Origin of the sequence: Mycobacterium sp. 3519A (assembly GCF_900240945.1) — a bacterium.
Lineage (GTDB): Bacteria > Actinomycetota > Actinomycetes > Mycobacteriales > Mycobacteriaceae > Mycobacterium.
In genome coordinates this window covers 282,792-298,641 of the sequence record NZ_OESG01000012.1, presented here as the reverse complement: position 1 = coordinate 298,641, position 15,850 = coordinate 282,792, and the positions used below count along the sequence as shown (strand labels likewise).

The following is a 15,850-nucleotide window of genomic DNA, read 5'->3' as shown; positions in this document are numbered from 1 at the left end:
TCACCAATCCCGGAACTGTGCGGGCGGATCATAGAGTCCGCCGGACCATGCGACCAGGTCCTCGATGCTGCGGGCCGCGAGCAGCGACCGATCCGCTTGCCGCGCACCGATTCCGAGGTCTTCCGGGAAGGCGACCAGCCCGTCGCGGCGCAACTGTTCGGTGCGGGCGGCATCGGCGCCTAGTCCGACGGGTGTCACGCCCGCGATCGCGGCCAACGCCGCCCTCCGGTCGGCGAGCGACGGCGCCTTGTACAGGTACGCCACACCTTCTTCGGTGACGACGTGGCTGACGTCGTCGCCGTAGATCATCACCGGCGGGATGGGCATCCCGGCGTGCTTGCCGACCTCGACGGCGTCGAGCGTTTCGACAAACGTTGGGATGCCGCCCTTCTGGAACGTCTGGGCGATCTGCACCACCAGCTTGCGCCCGCGAAGGGCATAGGACTCCCCATGTGCGAGGCTCAGCCAGGCCGGTGACGAGTGTCGGCGGCCGTGCGGGTCGTGCCCCATGTTCGGCGCGCCGCCGAAGCCAGGGAGCCTGCCGTCGGTGACGGTCGACGAGTTGGCGTCACGGTCGATCTGCAGCGAAGACCCGATGAACATGTCGACCGCGTACTGTCCCGCGAGTTGGCACAGCACCCGGTTGGACCGCAGCGACCCGTCCCGGCCGGTGAAGAAGATGTCCGGCCTGGCCGCGGTGTACCGCTCCATACCGGCCTCACCGCCGAAGCAGTGAACCGACTCCACCCATCCCGACTCGATCGCCGGTATCAGCGTCGGATGCGGATTCAGCGTCCAGTGCTTGGCGATCCGGCCCTTCAGACCCAGTTGCGCCCCAAAAGTCGGGAGCAGCAATTCGATTGCCGCCGTGTCGAATCCGATCCCGTGGTTGAGCGACATCACCTCGTGTCGCTCGTAGACGCCGCGGATCGCGATCATCGCCTTCAGGATCTCCACCGGCCCGATCAGCCGGGGATCGCGGGTGAACAGCGGCTCCAACGCGAACGGCCGGTCGGCCTCGACGACGAGATCCACCCAGTCGGCCGGGATGTCGACGCGCGGCAACGCACCGGCCTCGACGATCTCGTCGGCCTGCACCACGACGATCCCGTCACGAAACGCGGTGGCCTCGGCGATCGTCGGCGTGTCCTCGGTGTTCGGCCCGGTGTACAGGTTGCCGTCGCGGTCCGCCTTCGTCGCGCACAACAACGCGACGTGGGGCGTCAGGTCGGTGAACATCCGCGCGTACAACTCCACGTAGGTGTGGATGGCGCCGATGTGCACCTGGCCGTCTTCCACCATCTGGGCGATGCGCACACTCTGCGGGCCCGCATACGCGAGATCCAGTGTCGCGGCGATCTTCTGCTCGAACAGGTCGAGGTGTTCGGCGCGCGACACCGACGAGATCAGCATGTGCAGGCCGTTGACCTTGCCAGGATCGCACTGCGCCAGTGTGCGGGACAAGAAGTCGGCCTGCTTCTGGTTGTCGCCCTCGAGCGCGACCCGGTCGCCGGGCCGCAGCAGCCCTTCCAACACCTCGCGCAACCGCGCCTGATCGATCACCTTGCCGTCGACGTAGCGGTCGACCGCTGCGAGCCTGACTTGTTTGTCGGCTCGGCGGCGGTCCCACGTCGGCGCGGTCACCCTCCGGTGGCCTCGATGATCAGATTGGCCACCTCGCGGGCCTTCGACACGATCGACAGATGGCTGGCGTCGAGTTCGATTGTCTTGGCGCCCATCCGCTGTGCCATGAACCGTTCGAGATCCGGGTTGATGGTGCGGTCGTTCTTCGACACCGCGTAGAACGTCGGCTTGTCGCGCCAGGCCGCGTTGGTGGTGCGGCCGGTGAACAACTCGTTCGAGATGCGGCCCTGCACCGCGTAGAGCACCTTGGCCTTGGCCGCCGGTACGTCCTGGGCGAAGTCGTTGAGGAAGGCCGCTTCGGACAGTTGCGCGTATCCGTCGGGGCCCTTCACCAGACCCGCGCTGGCGGGCGGTGTCGGGTACTGGGCGGCCAGCGCGGTGTAGTCCTCGCCCGCGTCGGGGGCCCGTGCGGCGATGTACACCAACGCCGTAACCTTCGGATCGACACCCACTTCGGTGGCGATCATGCCCGAATACGAGTGCGCGACAAGGACAGTCGGGCCGTCCATCAATGCCAGTGTGCGGCGGGCGAATTCACAGTCTTCCTCAAGCGTCTGCAACGGATTCTGCACGGAGGCGACGTTCAGTCCGCGCGCCTGCAGATACGGGATCACGTCGGCCCAGCATGATCCGTCGGCGTACGCGCCGTGCACCAGTACCACGTTGCGCGCCTGCGGCGGCGGATTGGGCGGAGGTGCCGCCGACACGCGTTGCGCGCCGATCAGCGCTGCGGCGCCACCAAGTGTCACCGCTGCGGCGAACGTCCGACGGTCCATACGCGCTCCGATTCGACAAAGTCCGATCCCTCGACCGGCAGATCATGTATGCAATCGTGGACCGCGTCAATTCGGTTGGAGTGGTCCCTAGAAACCGTAACCCAGGGCGGCTGGAACAGTGCTGACAAATGCGGCATCCAGTTGTGTGATGAGGCTGGGTTCACGTGCGTGCAGCCGGTTCGCACTGGCAAACGAAGACGCCTTGTGCGCGCCCAGGTAGAGGCTGCCCAGGACGTCGAGGCCCATGCGGACGTCGGGCTCCGCCGCGGTCTGCACACAGCTGGCCCTGCCCTCGCGCACCTCGAGTGCGAAACGTCCACCGTCGCTTCGGAATCCGTCGGAGAGCTCGACGACGGCAGAAAGATCCGCGTGATATGTCCGCGCTTCCAACGTCGTCGGGATGTCCATGATCCGCAACCAGAGGTCGTCCTCGTAGTGCGTCAACCTGGCCGTCCGGTGGTCGGTCAGCAGGTACGGCAGCGGGTCGGCGGGATGTGTGCCGAAGGCGACCGTCTCCATCAGGTCGAGGCCCAGCAACGCTCTGGCCAACGCGATGCCCGCGTCGGTGGTCGCCGGTATGAGCTCGCCGACGCGGACGAACATCGGGTCGTCGCCGAAGACCCGGTACAGGGCGTACCCGTCGGGATGCAGCATCGCGTACCACTCGGTGCCGCCTCGCCGCACCGACTCGCGGTCTGCCAGCAGTTCGTCCCACAACGCGTTCGGCCGGACCAGGCCGCCGGGTGTGCGCCGCCGCCAGCGTTCGTAGATGTCCTGGAATTCGGCGCGGTGGTCGGCGGGTTTGACGAGGCGGACGCCGCCAGGGTCGGGCGCGTCGTCACGGAACCGCGCGAAGCGCCGGTCGACGGTGAGTTCCTGCTCGATGGTCGCAGGCCCGTACCCGAAGCGTCCGTAGATGCCGCCCTCGCTGGCGGTCAGGCCCGCGATCGGATACCGCGCATCGGCGATGCGGTTGTGCAGTTCGGTGTACATGGTGCGCAGGATGCCGCGGCGGCGGTGTGTCGGCGCCACCCCGACGATCGTGACGCCCGCCATCGGCAGCACCGCGCCGCCGGGCACCGTCAGCCGAAGATCGAGATAGTGCGCCATGCCGACGACCTCGGGTCCGTCGCAGGCAAGGACCGTGCCGTCGGCTGCCATCAGCGACCGCCACGCGGCGAGTGATTCGGGATGGCCGAATCTGCCGAAGGAGGTGGCGTCCAGTAACGCGATCGCCGGCCAGTCGGCGTCGGTGGCCGATCGGATGGTCAGAGATGTCTTAGCAGGCACGGAGGTCACGGTCTCGGAGGCGAGCACAGGGTTCGACGGTGCCACAAAGCGATGTCTGAGCGCATCCGAATTAGGTGCTCAGCCGATACCGTGGAAGAGCGGGCCGTGCACGGAAGGAGCGATCGTCATGGCGACCGATCTGACGCTCTATCTCGACGACCAACCCGGCGAGCTGGCCAGGGTCGGCGACGTGCTCGGCAAGGCGGGCACCAACATCGCGGGCCTGTGCGCGCTGACCACCGGTGGCGGGCAGGCCGAGGTGCACATCCTGGTGCAGGACGCCACGTCGGCGTTCGAGGCGCTGCAGGGCGCAGGCATCAAGATCGCCGCCGAGCAGGAGGTGATCGTGCTCGATGTGGAGGACCGGCCGGGAGCGCTCGGCGAGGTGGCGCACCGACTCGGAGCGGCGAAGGTCAACCTGACCACGGTCTACCTGGCGACCAATACCCGGCTTGTGCTCGCGGCCGACAACCTGGCCGAGGCCAAGGCCGCGCTCAGCTGATCAGCGCTTGAGCCAGCTCTGTACGGTGCTCAGGTCGCGGGTGTAGGCGGTCATGATGTCGTCGTGGTAGAGGGAACTGCCGCTGATCGCCTGGTCGCCCTGCCAGATCACCTGCACCCGGACGATGCCCTTGGCGTAGTAGTCGGTGCGGTCGACATCCCGACGGTGCCAGCCGCCCAATTCGGCCAATTCGGCAATCGCATGCCGCTCGTCGGTGGAACTCATCGGTGAGACGATACAGCGATGCTCGAGTTAGCGGTTCGGCAGGCCGATGTGACGCGACTCGAGGTCGACGCGATCGCCAACGCCGCCAACACACAGCTCAGGCACGGCGGCGGGGTGGCGGCCGCGATCGCGCGCGCTGGCGGTCCTGCGGTGCAGCGGGAGTCGACGGCCAAGGCGCCGATCGGCTTGGGCGAGGCGGTCGAGACCACGGCAGGAGATATGCCCGCGCGCTACGTCATCCACGCCGCGACGATGGAACTCGGCGGGCCGACCTCGGCGCAGATCATCGCCGACGCGACGCGGGCGACGCTGGTCAAGGCTGACGAGCTGGGTTGCCGGTCGCTGGCACTGGTCGCGTTCGGGACCGGTGTTGGCGGCTTCGGCCTCGACGAGGCGGCCAGGTTGATGGTCGACGTCGCCCGCGCACACCGGCCGCGTTCGCTCGAGCGGGTGGTGTTCGCGGTGCACGGCGACGAAGCCGAACGCGCGTTCCGCGACGCCGTGGCACAGTGACCGACGTCGCGACGATCGGTGTCGAGGAGGAGTTCTTCCTTGTCGACTGCGAAGACCGCGCGCCCCGACCGGCCGCGGCCGCGGTGGTCGCCAGGGCCGCGGCCGAACTCGGCGATCAGATTTCCGGCGAGTTCACCCGATATCAGGTCGAGATCAAGACGCGGGCGTGCGAGGACGCCAAGCAACTGCGCGCCGAACTCGCCGCCGCACGGGCCGCCGCGGTACATGCGGCCGCGTCAGAAGGCTTGCGGCTGTGCGCTTCCGGGACGCCGGTGCTCGATCACCGTGGCTTTCCGGCCGTCGGCGACCATCCGCGGTACCGCGCCGGGATCGCCCAGTACCGAACCATGCTCGATGACTTCATGGTCTGCTCACTGCACGTCCACGTCCACGTGGCGGACCGTCAGCACGCCGTATTGATCGGCAATCACCTGCGCCAGTGGCTGCCGCTTCTGCTGGCGGTGAGCGCCAATTCGCCGTTTCACCGCGGCGTCGACACGGGATACGTCGACTGGCGCGCGGTCATTCGCAGCCGCTTCCCCTGCCTCGGCCCGCCGCCGTACGCCGAATCACTGCGCCACCACGAGGAACTTGCAGCGGCGATGGCCGCCTCCGGTGCCATGCTCGACGCCGCGACGCCGTTCTGGGACATCCGGCCGAACCCGCACGTGCCGACGTTGGAACTCCGGTCGATGGACGTCACCGCCGACATCGACGACACCGTTGCGCTCGCGGTGTTGACGAGGGCGCTGGTGGCGACCGCCTCCGCCAGCGTGCTCGCGGGCGATCCGGGCCCGAGGACGGACAGCGAGTTGTTGCGTGCCGCGTATTGGCGCGCGGCCAGGGATGGCTGGACCGGTTGTGGCATCGATGCGTTGAGCGGACAGGTCCTGCCGGTGCCGGTGCAGATGGAACGACTGCTCGATCATGTCGGCGACGCTTTGCGTTGCGCCGGTGACGATGAGGTGGTGCGGGAGTTCGTCGGCAGGCTCGCCGGGCGGGGCACGGGGGCCGATCGGCAGCGCGCGTCGCTGGCGGAATCGGGCACGTTCGTCGGCGTGGTCGACGACGTGGTCACGCTGACGGCGCGAACGTGATGACCAGAACGTCGCGTCGGGCGGGCCGCGAAGGGTCGCGCGGCCGAATCGGTGAGACGCCGTGCAGCGTGCGCCGGTCGTCGCCGAGAAGCAGCGTGCCGGGGTCGGCCAGCGTGGTCGCGAGGATGGGCTCACCGGCCATGTCGGTGACGATGCTTCGCCCGCCGACGGCGTTGTCCCTGCCGATCAGCAGCGAGGTGACCAGCGTGACGCCGTCTCGGTGCATCCCCTCCGGCGTCGGTTGACCGGCGTCGCCCGTCGACGCCAACACCCGAAACGGCGTCACCTTGGCGTCCCATGTCGACGCGTCGTCGAGTGGCGTGGCCACATCGCCGAGTAGCGCCAGGATCCGTTGCAACAGTTGATCTTTCGCGAACCCATCAGTCAAGGATTCGAAGTGGCGGTCGGTGTCGATGTAGAGCGGATTGGAGTTCTCGGGCTGAATGAACGCACGGCACGCCACAGGGTCGAATGTGCGCTCGGCCGGGCGGAACGCGAAGTGGCCGTATCGACGTAGCCGCCGGGTACCCAGTTCCGCGGCGTAGGGGTCAGCCGCGAGGTGCTCCCAGTGCGCAGCGAACGACGCCCACTCGCAGTCGTCGAACCCCAGGAGGCCGCGGAGGTCGGCAGGCGCCAGCAGAGCGGCACCGACGTCTGCGAGCTGCTGTGCGATGTGGTTTGGCGGCATGACGCCAGTGGGATACCCACAAAAACCGCCGGGTCAGCCGGTCAGCGCCCGCCGCAGCATGTGCATCGCGACGGTCGTCGACCGTTCCCGGATGTCCGACCGATCGCCGGGCAACCGCAGCGTGCGGGTGGACGTGTGGCCGTCGGCGAGTTTCACGGTGAAGCACACCGTGCCGACCGGCTTGTCCTCGGTGCCGCCCCCCGGCCCGGCGATACCGGTGATCGCGACAGCGGTGTCGGCGCCGAAGCGGCGCAGCGCACCGTCGGCCATCGCTTCTGCGACCGGCTCCGACACCGCGCCGTGGGTGGCGATCAGGTCGGCGGGCACGCCGAGCAGTTCGGTCTTCGCGTCGTTGGCATACGCCACGACCGCACCGGCGACGTACGCCGACGAACCCGGCAGATCGGTCAGCCGCGCGGAAAGTAGCCCGCCTGTGCAGGATTCGGCCGTCGCGATGCGGCGCCCGGATAGCAGCTGGGCGATCTGATCGTCGACCCGTGACCCGTCCTCGGAGAAGATCTCGCGGCCGTGATGCTCGCGCAGTAGCTGCACCAGGTCCGCGTAAACCGTTGCGGCGTCGGGTTCGTAACGCGTGACGATCTCGAGTTCGCCGCGGCGCAGACAGGTGGTGATCTCCAGCCGGTCGAAGCCGTCGATGCGGTTCTCGGCTTCGCGCAGCGTCTCCGCCAACCCGGACTCCGGCAGCCCGAACATCCGGATCATGTCCTGGCGGTACGTGGTGCGTCCGGCGATCGCCCGCTGCACCGCCTCGGTCTCGACCGCCTGCGGCCACATCGGCTGCAGTTCGCGGGGCGGACCCGGCAGCACCACGATGGTCGGCTTGCCGGGGACGACGACGCCGGGCGCGGTGCCGACGGGGTTGATCACGTGCGCGCCGACCGGGATCATCGCCTGCTTGCGGTTGGCCGCGCGCACCGCGTCGATGTCGACGTTGTCGAAGCGGGCCATCAGCCGTTTGAGGATGTCGGTGATGCGGTCCTCGAGTGCCTGGTCGAGTACCAGGTCGAGACCGGCGAATTCGGCGACGGTCGCGACCGTCATGTCGTCGGCTGTCGGGCCGAGGCCACCGCTGGTGACGATCAGGTCCACTCCCTCGTCGGCGAGGAAGCGAAGCTGCGCCGCGATGTCGGCCTGCCGGTCGCCGCAGATCGTGATGTGGGCCAGTTCGACGCCGAGTTCCAGCAGCCGGTCGGCAATCCACGGGCCGTTGCGGTCCTGAACCCGTCCCGTAAGCACCTCGGTGCCGGTGACGACGATGCCCGCGCGTGCGCTCACGGTCATCGACATTACGGTAGGCCGGTAACCTCGTTCTCCGTGACGGCGCCCAAGTCCCTTCGAGAGCTGTTCGATCAGCTCGGCCTGCGGGAGGTGTCGTCGTCCGACGGCACCGTGGTGATGGAGATGCCGGTCGATGAGCGCACGGTCAACACCGCAGGCGGTCTGCAGGGCGGTTTGATCGCGACCATGGCCGACGTGACGGCAGGCCACCTGGCGTCGAGGTACACCTCGTTCGGGATGGGCATCGCGACCACCGATCTGTTCATCCGCTACCTACGCCCGATCAAGGTCGGTCCCGCGCGGGCGGTCGCCAAGATCCTGCGCACCGGTAAGCGGTCGGTGGTGGTGCAGGTCGACATCTACCGCGCCGACGACGACGAGGTCGGTGCGACAGCGACGGTCAACTTCGCCGCGGTGGACTGACTTCTTGTGCGCGAACGTTCCGTACCGCTCGAAATTTCGCGAAAATTTCGAGCGGTAACGAACGTTCGTCGCGAGGGCGGGCTCAGGTGACCGGTACCAGTTGCGGCGGGGTGTTGTAGCCCGTCACCCGCACCCAGTGCGGCGTCACACCGGTCCACGCCTGGCCGTGCAGTTCGACTGTCTCTCCGGGGAATACGGTGACGTAGTTGTCGCTGTATTCGACCGGCAGGATTTCGTCGCCGTCGGGCGTCGAGACGAGTTCGGCGCGTTCGAAGAACGCCACGTTCGGCGACGGGTTGTGCAGGCGGATGGTCACCCGGTTGTCGCTCGGGTCGGCGGCCCTGGACGCCGACACGTCCAGCGCCACCTTCGGCATCGAATTCAGCCCGGTCATGTCGGCCCAACTGGCCTGCTTCAGTTCGAACGCGAAATCGTTACTCGGATCGCCGATGTCGTCGAGTTGTTGGGACTGCCAATACACGTTCTCCGTGACAGGGTTTCCGGCCTTGTCGAGCAACTGGGCGCGCACGAACACCACGCTGGAATCGCGTGCCAGACGCGGAAGCGTCAACGCTTGTGTCACTCCCCCGGCGATCACGTTGATATTGTCCGCGCTTCGGTCGTCACGGAGCCGGCCCTGTAAGTCGTAGGTGCGCACCCGCACCGTCAAATTCGTTTGTTCTCTTGGCGTTTGGTTGACCACCGTGACGTTGGCGTGGTCGTGGTCGCCGGTGGCGTACGAGTCGAAGACGACCGAAAGCGGGCGCAAACCCTTCTTCGCGCCGTAATACGCGCCGCCCGGCCGCAGGTAGTAGTCGAAGATGTGCCCGAAGAACGACGGCCAGTGATTGTTGAGCATCCAGTAGATCGTCATCTTGTGGTTGTCCCAGCCGCCCGCGGCGAACGCCTCGAACTGGGCCCTGGTCGACTCGTAGTCCGCCAGTTGCGCCTTGCGCGCGAAGTCCTCGGCGCCGGTGGCCGTTCCGTACCTACGGTCGACGGCGCGCCGGATGCTGGTCAGCTTGGAGTTCCTGTCGTCCGAGCCGGCGTGGAAGTACCAGGTGTCGTTGATCGGCCAGAGCTTGTCGGGCGGGATGAACTTCTTCAGGCTGGCGAACGGCGGGATCTGTTCGTTGTCGCCCTGTTCTGCGGTCGCCCCTCTGGCGGCCGGATAGCGGCCGGAGAACCAGTAGCTGGGTGGCCGCCAACTGTAGGGCCCCAGCATCTGTATGCCGTCCCAGTCGCGATCGCCGGTGTGTGGGTCGACCGCCAATGAGGAGACAGTGTCAACGATCGCGTTGGGCCAGTGCAGATCCGACAGGATGCCATGGTATTCGGCGAGAACGTCCTGCGGCGGCTTGCCGTCGCTGCCGTTCGCCCAGACGAACGCAGACGGGTGGCTGCGCAGTTCCTCGATCTGCGACCGCAGGCTGTCCTGTGCGACGCGCTTGTCCTCGTCGTCCCACTGGTTCCACTTCTCCCACTGGTTGCAGCACATCCACCCGTACATCAACGGGATGCCCATCTCGTCGGCCATCTCGGTGATACGGTCGCCGGGGAACTTGCCCTCGAGGCGAATCATGTTGAGTCCGAGGTCTTTCACGTAGCCCAGGATCGCCGCGTCGCGGTTGGGGTCGCTGGCGTACAGCAGGTCCGGGGTGTAGGCCGCACCGCGGACCAGGAAGTCCTTGCCGTTCACCTTGAGGTAGAAGTTCCCGCCCTTTCCGACATCGGGGAACTGCTCGTCGTTGTCGCGGAACTGCTGTACGGAGCGGATGCCGAACCGCAGACTGCTGGTGTCGACCGGGCGATTGAATTGGCGGAACTCCAACCGCAGATCGTAGAGATCTGGCCTGCCCATCGTGTACGGCCACCACAGGTCGGGTTTGCGCACTGTGAGTTGGGCGAACTTGTCGGGAGTCAGGCTGACGTCGCGATGTTCGCCTGCGCCAAGGGTTTCGGGCTGCTCGACCACCACATCGGGCTTGCCCGGCCTGCTGATGGTTGCCCGCAACACGCCCCGCACCTGCTGGGCCGATGCGTTACGCAGGCTGCTGTAGATGGTGAGCTTCGCGGAATCCGTTCGTGGAAGCGGAAGTTGCGAGTTGACCGTCGAAGGACCGAGCACCACCGCGCCGGAGGTCTTCAGGTACACCGGTTTCCAGATGCCCGCATTGCGGTCGGGGACGAATGAATTGCCGTTCGCGGGATTCTTTCCGGGACCCTGATAGCCGATGTAGTTCCAGTTGATCCAGTCGTACCAACTGTCGGCGAGTTCCACGCCGTCGATGTCCTGCAGTGCGCGCTCGGGGGTGACCTTCACCGCCAATGCGTTGCCTTGCCCCTGGTTCACCCATCGCGACACGTCGACCTCGTGGCTGACGTGCATGCCCACAATCTGATCGCTGCCCGCGACGAGGTGCCCGTTCAACCAGATTTCGGCGCGGTAGTTGATGCCGGGGAACTCCAGCAGATAGGTGGTGTGACCCGCGGGCGCGGCGAACGTGGTGCGATACCACCAGTCCTGCTTGTAGAGGTCCTGCGGGACGGTCGCCATGTTGGTGCCGTAATACAGATCGGGGTAGGTGCCGTCCTGCTGCAGGGTCTGCAGGACGGTCGCGGGCATCCGAGGAATCGCATGCCAACCCGTCGCCTTGTAGTCGGGCCGGGACAGTGCGGCGCCGTCGGCGTGCACGTCGCGCGCCGAGACCAGGCTCCAGCCCCGGGCCAACTCGATCTGTCCCGGCGGGGGTCCCGGCTTGGCGAAATCCGGGAAGTCGGCCGCGCAGAGCAATAGCAGCAACGCAATGGACAGCAGGATTCGAAGGACGATGTGTCGACGTCGTCGCACCGGCCTCTGCTCGTCCACCGCATCACCGTACCTGCAGCCTGTGGTGCAGGCTCAGCCAAGCAGCGCAACGGAATTGGTGCCCGTCACTTCGTGCGCGCCAACACCTCCCGCACCAGCTCCAGCTGGGTACCCGGATGCAGGAAAGCGAACCGGCCCACCGTTTCGCCTTCCCACTTCGTCGGCGGGATGAAGGCCACCTGGTCGTCGTGCAGCCGCTGTGCCCAGGCGTCGTAGTCCTCGGGCTTCCACCCCAGCCTGCGGAACAGCACCACCCCGAGGTCGGGTTCGCGGATCAACTCAAGTTGCGGGGCTTGTTTGATCAGCTCGGCGGTCTGCCTCGCCAGCGCAACCGCCACCTCGATGGCTTGCCGGTATGCGTCAAGCCCGTACACCGCCATCGAGAACCACAGCGGCAACCCGCGGGCGCGGCGGGTCAGGTGGTAGGCGTAGTCGGAGGGGTTCCACTCGCCCTGCCCGGGATGGATGACGTCGAGATACGACGCGTCTTGGGTGTGGGTGGCGCGCGCCAGTTCAGGGTTGCGGTAGAGCAATGCGCAGCAGTCGAACGGGGTGAACAACCACTTGTGTGGGTCGAGGATGAACGAGTCCGCCTGCTCGAGGCCGACGTACTTCGGCTTCAGCGAGCGCGCGAAGATGCCGGAGCCGCCGTAAGCCCCGTCGACGTGAAACCACCAACCGCGTTCACGGGCCAATGCGCCGACGCCTGCCAGGTCGTCGATGATGCCCGCATTCGTCGTACCCGATGTGCACACCACCGCGGCGACGTTGGTTGCATCGGCGGGTACCGCCTGGCGGACGGTGTCCGCGGTGAGCCGGTGGTCCGGGGTCTCGACCACCAGCGCGTCCATTTCCAGCAGTCGCAGCGTGTTGACGATCGACGAATGCGCATCGCTGCCGACCACCACGCGCAGCCTGCCGGTGGCTCCGCGCTTCTTGGCGGTCTCACGCGCGACGGCCAAGGCCGACAGGTTGCCTGCCGAGCCGCCCGATACGAAGCAGCCGCCGGCGGTGGTTGGCAGGCCGGCCTCGTGAGCGATCACCCGCAGCACGCTGTTCTCGGCCGCGATTGCGCCGGAGGCCTCCAGCCACGAGATGCCCTGGATCGACGCGCAGGACACCAACATGTCGAACAGCAGGCTGGCCTTGGTCGGCGCGGCCGGGATGAAACCGAGGAACCGTGGACTGTCGGCCGAGATCACGCTTGGAGCGATCACCGAGGTGTAGACGCCGAGCACCTCGTCAGGTGGCCGCGGCTGAGCACGGATCACCCCGTCGAGCCGGTCGTAGAGTTCGTCGGCGGGCAGCAGACCCTTGTCGAGAGGCACCGGATCCATCCGCAGCCGATTCTCGGCGTACGCCAGCACACTGCGCACCATCTGTTCGGTGGTTTGGTCGACCTCGTGCACACCCGAAGTCTTGCACCGATAGCGCTACTTGTGCGGCACGTCGTTCGTCAGACCGCCGTCCATGACGTATTCGGCGCCGGTGGAGTAGCGGGACTCGTCGCTGGCGAGGAACACCACGAACGTCGCGACCTCTTCCGGCTGCCCCGGGCGGCCCAGCGGGATCCGCAACATGTTGTCCGGGAAGTGCTTCGTCATCGGGGTGCGGATGAAGCCCGGGTGCACCGAGTTCACCCGGATGTTGAACTGGCCGAGTTCCAGCGCCGCCGATTTGGTCAGCCCGCGCACCGCCCACTTGGACGCCACGTAGGGGTGCACCATCACGGCGCCGCGCAGCCCCTCGATCGAGGAGATGTTGATGATGGAGCCGCCGCCGTCGGCCTTCATCGCCTCGACCGAGGCCTGCATGCCGAGGAACGTTCCGGTCAGGTTGACGTCGATGACCTTCTGCCACTTGGCCATGTCGAACGAGCCGATCTGGCCCAGCGCCACCGTGCCCGCGTTGTTCACCAGCACGTTGAGCTTGCCGAAATCGTTGACCGCGGTGGCGACGGCGGCCTCCCAGTCATCGGCCTGCGTGACGTCGAGGTGGACGTAGCGCGCGGAGTCGCCGATCTCGTCGGCCAGCGCCTTGCCCTTGTCGTCGAGGATGTCGCCGATCACCACCTTGGCGCCCTCCGCGACCAGCGCCTTGGCATCCGCGGCTCCCATGCCCTGGGCCCCACCGCTGATGAGTGCAACTTTTCCGTCCACGCGTCCCATGGGGGGTCAGGCTACCGTGCGGGCGTGCTACAAGTAGAACCTGTTCCAGTTCTTGGGCGAGAGGAGCCCTCAGGATGGCGATCCGTGTCGCGCTCATCGGCACCGGCAACTGCGGCAGCCTCGCACTGAGGCAACTCGTGGCCGACGCGCGCTTCGAGTTGACCGATGTCTGGGTGTCCTCCGACGCCAAGGTGGGCCGCGACGCCGGCGAGCTGGCCGGGCTCGACGTGACAACCGGTGTCGCGGCGACCAACGACCTGGACGCGGTCATCGCCGCCCAGCCCGACTGCATCGTCTACTGCGCGATGGGCGACACCCGACTGCCCGACGCGATGGCCGACGTGCGCAAGATCCTCGCGGCGGGCATCGACGTCGTCGGGTCCGGCCTCGGCGTCCTGCAGTACCCGTGGCAGGTGATCCCCGACAAGTACATCCAGCGCGTGGAAGACGCTGCGCGAGAAGGCAATTCGACGGTGTTCTTCACCGGCGTCGACCCCGGGTTCGCCACCGACCTGTTGCCGTTCGCGCTGGCCGGAACCTGTCAGAGCATCGAGGCTGTGCGCACGATGGAGATCGCCGACTACGCGACCTACGACGGCGCGACCGTGATGTTCGAGGTGATGGGCTTCGGCAACGCGATCGGCGATCTGCCGATGCTCTATCAACCCGGCGTGCTCAGCATCGCGTGGGGCACCGCCATCCGGCAGCTGGCGGCGGGTCTTGGCATCGACGTCGACGAGATCAAGGACTCCGTCGAACAGGAGCCGGCGCCAGAGGACTTCGAGGTCGCCGTCGGCACCATCAAGAAGGGCACCGTCGCCGCGGTCCGCTTCCAGATCGAGGGCATGGTGCGCGGCAAGCCGGCGATCGTCGTCGAGCACATCACCCGGTTACGTCCGGATCTGCGGCCGGACTGGGCGCAGCCCGCGCAGCCCGGCGGGTCGTACCGCGTCGAGATCACCGGCGAGCCGTCGTACGTGATGGACATCTGCCCCACCAGCCGCAACGGCGACCACAACTACGCGGCCATCCTCGCGGCGGCCGGGCGGATCGTGAACGCCATTCCCGACGTGGTGGCCGCAGCACCGGGCATCCGGACCACACTCGATATGCCGCTGGTGACAGGGAAAGGTGTGTACACCGGCTAAGTAGGCTGGTGCGCGATGACCGTCGAGCCCCCGGTAGCAGACCCGATCGCGGAGATCAGCGCGGCCAAGGCCGGACCGCAGATCGGCGCGTTCTTCGACCTCGACGGCACGCTGGTGGACGGGTTCACCGCCACCGCACACGCCAGCGACCGGATCAAACGTAGGCAGGCCCGCATCGGTGAAGTGCTCGGCGTCATCGAGGCGTCGATGCGCTACCGACTGGGCAGGATGCGCTTCGAGCACCTGTTGACGCGGGCGGCCGGTTACCTGCGCGGCGAATCGCTGGCCGAACTCGACGAGTTGGGCCAACGGCTGTTCGTCGAACGCGTCGCGGCGCGGGTCTTCCCGACGATGCACGAGATCGTGCAGGCGCATCAGGCCCGCGGCCACACGGTGGTGCTGAGCTCGTCGGCGTTGACCATCCACGCCGAACCGGTGGCCCGTTACCTCGAGATCGGTCACGTGTTGTGCAACCACTTCGAGGTCGACGACGACGGCAGGCTCACCGGTCGGATCGCCAAACCTGTTGTCTGGGGCCGCAACAAGGCGACCGCGGTCTCGCAGTTCTGCGACGCCAACGACGTCGAGTTGCAACGCAGTTACTTCTATGCGGACGGCGACGAGGATGCGGCGCTGATGAAACTGGTCGGCCAGCCGCGCCCGGTGAACCCGCGGCCCGGTCTGGCCGCGGCCGCGGCGGAACACGGATGGCCGGTGCTGCAGGTGACCGGGACAGGCGGCCGCAGGCGGCGCTCCTTGCGCCGATTGGTCGGCTACGACTAGACCGCCCCTATCCCCCTATCGGTGCACAGTCGGCAATCCCCAATGCGGGGTTGGCAAATGCCGGTGCGCGCCCCATTCCCGCAGCATGCGCGTGGTCTCCAGAATGGCTTGCACCGGGTGGCCCGCCGGGCCGCCACCGCCTCAAGGAGACACGTCATGCACTTTTCCCGTCTTGGCGCATTGACCGCCGCCGCCGCTATTGCGTTGGGCGCATTGGTATCTGCGACCGCGCCCATCGCCAACGCCGAGAAGATCTCGGAGAAGACCATCAAGAGCGAATGCAAGTCCGCCGGTGGCACGTACACCTCGGTCGTCAAGGGTGGTACGCGCTTCTCGACCTGTGACTACAAGGACAATGAGGGCAACGGTTTCCGCGACTACTACGCCGACGGCGGGTACTACTCGACGCGGCCGCTGTAAGCCGC

The 15,850-nt window shown here is 67.1% G+C and carries 16 protein-coding genes; 7 read left to right on the top strand and 9 right to left on the bottom strand.

Annotated elements, in window-relative coordinates:
• The 3 genes from mdcA to C1A30_RS03645 form a co-directional block, all read right to left on the bottom strand.
• The gene (mdcA, locus tag C1A30_RS03655) at window positions 1-1,644 is read right to left on the bottom strand and encodes a malonate decarboxylase subunit alpha (protein ID WP_101946904.1); all 1,644 of its coding nucleotides are present in this window, start codon (window positions 1,642-1,644) and stop codon (window positions 1-3) included.
• A complete protein-coding gene (locus C1A30_RS03650; RefSeq protein ID WP_101946903.1) occupies window positions 1,641-2,420 on the bottom strand; it encodes an alpha/beta fold hydrolase in 780 nt (259 codons plus the stop codon). Before C1A30_RS03650 ends, mdcA begins: the two co-directional genes overlap by 4 nt.
• A gap of 87 nt (window positions 2,421-2,507) precedes the next feature.
• Window positions 2,508-3,710: an enhanced intracellular survival protein Eis gene (locus C1A30_RS03645; RefSeq protein WP_200828148.1), complete on the bottom strand. Its 1,203-nt coding sequence runs from the start codon at window positions 3,708-3,710 to the stop codon at window positions 2,508-2,510.
• A 127-nt stretch (window positions 3,711-3,837) separates the two neighbouring features.
• Between C1A30_RS03645 and C1A30_RS03640 the strand changes: the two genes are divergently transcribed.
• Window positions 3,838-4,212 (top strand): amino acid-binding protein, encoded by a 375-nt coding sequence (locus tag C1A30_RS03640; RefSeq protein ID WP_101946901.1) that lies wholly within the window; start codon window positions 3,838-3,840, stop codon window positions 4,210-4,212.
• Here C1A30_RS03640 and C1A30_RS03635 read toward each other — a convergent pair whose 3' ends face one another.
• The gene (locus C1A30_RS03635) at window positions 4,213-4,437 is read right to left on the bottom strand and encodes a hypothetical protein (protein WP_101946900.1); all 225 of its coding nucleotides are present in this window, start codon (window positions 4,435-4,437) and stop codon (window positions 4,213-4,215) included.
• Window positions 4,438-4,455: 18 nt separating this feature from the next.
• On the opposite strand from C1A30_RS03635, the gene C1A30_RS03630 reads away from it, so the two are divergent.
• Together C1A30_RS03630 and C1A30_RS03625 are read left to right on the top strand one after the other, a co-directional pair.
• Window positions 4,456-4,950 carry a macro domain-containing protein gene (locus C1A30_RS03630; protein WP_101946899.1) on the top strand — a complete coding sequence of 165 codons (495 nt, stop codon included), beginning with the start codon at window positions 4,456-4,458 and terminating at the stop codon, window positions 4,948-4,950.
• Window positions 4,947-6,047 (top strand): glutamate--cysteine ligase, encoded by a 1,101-nt coding sequence (locus tag C1A30_RS03625; RefSeq protein WP_101946898.1) that lies wholly within the window; start codon window positions 4,947-4,949, stop codon window positions 6,045-6,047. Before C1A30_RS03630 ends, C1A30_RS03625 begins: the two co-directional genes overlap by 4 nt.
• On the opposite strand, the gene C1A30_RS03620 is transcribed toward C1A30_RS03625, so the two are convergent.
• Both C1A30_RS03620 and C1A30_RS03615 read right to left on the bottom strand, forming a co-directional pair.
• Window positions 6,025-6,735 carry a 2OG-Fe dioxygenase family protein gene (locus tag C1A30_RS03620; RefSeq protein WP_101946897.1) on the bottom strand — a complete coding sequence of 237 codons (711 nt, stop codon included), beginning with the start codon at window positions 6,733-6,735 and terminating at the stop codon, window positions 6,025-6,027. The genes C1A30_RS03625 and C1A30_RS03620 overlap by 23 nt on opposite strands.
• A gap of 33 nt (window positions 6,736-6,768) precedes the next feature.
• A complete protein-coding gene (locus C1A30_RS03615; RefSeq protein ID WP_101947607.1) occupies window positions 6,769-8,031 on the bottom strand; it encodes a competence/damage-inducible protein A in 1,263 nt (420 codons plus the stop codon).
• A gap of 39 nt (window positions 8,032-8,070) precedes the next feature.
• Here C1A30_RS03615 and C1A30_RS03610 point away from each other — a divergent pair, with 39 nt between their 5' ends.
• Window positions 8,071-8,457, top strand: a complete 387-nt coding sequence (locus tag C1A30_RS03610; protein ID WP_101946896.1) for a PaaI family thioesterase — start codon at window positions 8,071-8,073, stop codon at window positions 8,455-8,457.
• A gap of 82 nt (window positions 8,458-8,539) precedes the next feature.
• On the opposite strand, the gene C1A30_RS03605 is transcribed toward C1A30_RS03610, so the two are convergent.
• The 3 genes from C1A30_RS03605 to C1A30_RS03595 all read right to left on the bottom strand — a co-directional run bounded on the left by C1A30_RS03605 (window position 8,540) and on the right by C1A30_RS03595 (window position 13,494).
• Window positions 8,540-11,308 carry a sugar-binding domain-containing protein gene (locus C1A30_RS03605; RefSeq protein ID WP_369974102.1) on the bottom strand — a complete coding sequence of 923 codons (2,769 nt, stop codon included), beginning with the start codon at window positions 11,306-11,308 and terminating at the stop codon, window positions 8,540-8,542.
• Window positions 11,309-11,391: 83 nt separating this feature from the next.
• Window positions 11,392-12,735, bottom strand: coding sequence for a pyridoxal-dependent decarboxylase (locus C1A30_RS03600; RefSeq protein WP_101946895.1), 1,344 nt, complete (start codon window positions 12,733-12,735; stop codon window positions 11,392-11,394).
• A gap of 24 nt (window positions 12,736-12,759) precedes the next feature.
• A complete protein-coding gene (locus C1A30_RS03595) occupies window positions 12,760-13,494 on the bottom strand; it encodes a glucose 1-dehydrogenase (RefSeq protein WP_067803424.1) in 735 nt (244 codons plus the stop codon).
• 74 nt (window positions 13,495-13,568) lie between these two features.
• Here C1A30_RS03595 and C1A30_RS03590 point away from each other — a divergent pair, with 74 nt between their 5' ends.
• The 3 genes from C1A30_RS03590 to C1A30_RS03580 all read left to right on the top strand — a co-directional run bounded on the left by C1A30_RS03590 (window position 13,569) and on the right by C1A30_RS03580 (window position 15,845).
• Window positions 13,569-14,642 (top strand): diacylglycerol kinase, encoded by a 1,074-nt coding sequence (locus C1A30_RS03590; protein WP_101946894.1) that lies wholly within the window; start codon window positions 13,569-13,571, stop codon window positions 14,640-14,642.
• A gap of 15 nt (window positions 14,643-14,657) precedes the next feature.
• On the top strand, window positions 14,658-15,425 hold the full coding sequence (locus C1A30_RS03585; RefSeq protein ID WP_101946893.1) for an HAD family phosphatase: 768 nt from the start codon (window positions 14,658-14,660) through the stop codon (window positions 15,423-15,425).
• A 156-nt stretch (window positions 15,426-15,581) separates the two neighbouring features.
• Window positions 15,582-15,845 (top strand): hypothetical protein, encoded by a 264-nt coding sequence (locus C1A30_RS03580; protein WP_101946892.1) that lies wholly within the window; start codon window positions 15,582-15,584, stop codon window positions 15,843-15,845.
• Window positions 15,846-15,850 lie beyond the last annotated feature (5 nt).

What these genes read in the sequence shown, in the direction of transcription:
- C1A30_RS03650 (WP_101946903.1), bottom strand. Translation starts at nt 2,420, where the DNA reads ATGGACCGTCGGACGTTCGCCGCAGCGGTGACACTTGGTGGCGCCGCA.
- C1A30_RS03640 (WP_101946901.1), top strand. Translation starts at nt 3,838, where the DNA reads ATGGCGACCGATCTGACGCTCTATCTCGACGACCAACCCGGCGAGCTG.
- C1A30_RS03635 (WP_101946900.1), bottom strand. Translation starts at nt 4,437, where the DNA reads ATGAGTTCCACCGACGAGCGGCATGCGATTGCCGAATTGGCCGAATTG.
- C1A30_RS03630 (WP_101946899.1), top strand. Translation starts at nt 4,456, where the DNA reads ATGCTCGAGTTAGCGGTTCGGCAGGCCGATGTGACGCGACTCGAGGTC.
- C1A30_RS03620 (WP_101946897.1), bottom strand. Translation starts at nt 6,735, where the DNA reads ATGCCGCCAAACCACATCGCACAGCAGCTCGCAGACGTCGGTGCCGCT.
- C1A30_RS03595 (WP_067803424.1), bottom strand. Translation starts at nt 13,494, where the DNA reads ATGGGACGCGTGGACGGAAAAGTTGCACTCATCAGCGGTGGGGCCCAG.
- C1A30_RS03590 (WP_101946894.1), top strand. Translation starts at nt 13,569, where the DNA reads ATGGCGATCCGTGTCGCGCTCATCGGCACCGGCAACTGCGGCAGCCTC.
- C1A30_RS03585 (WP_101946893.1), top strand. Translation starts at nt 14,658, where the DNA reads ATGACCGTCGAGCCCCCGGTAGCAGACCCGATCGCGGAGATCAGCGCG.
- C1A30_RS03580 (WP_101946892.1), top strand. Translation starts at nt 15,582, where the DNA reads ATGCACTTTTCCCGTCTTGGCGCATTGACCGCCGCCGCCGCTATTGCG.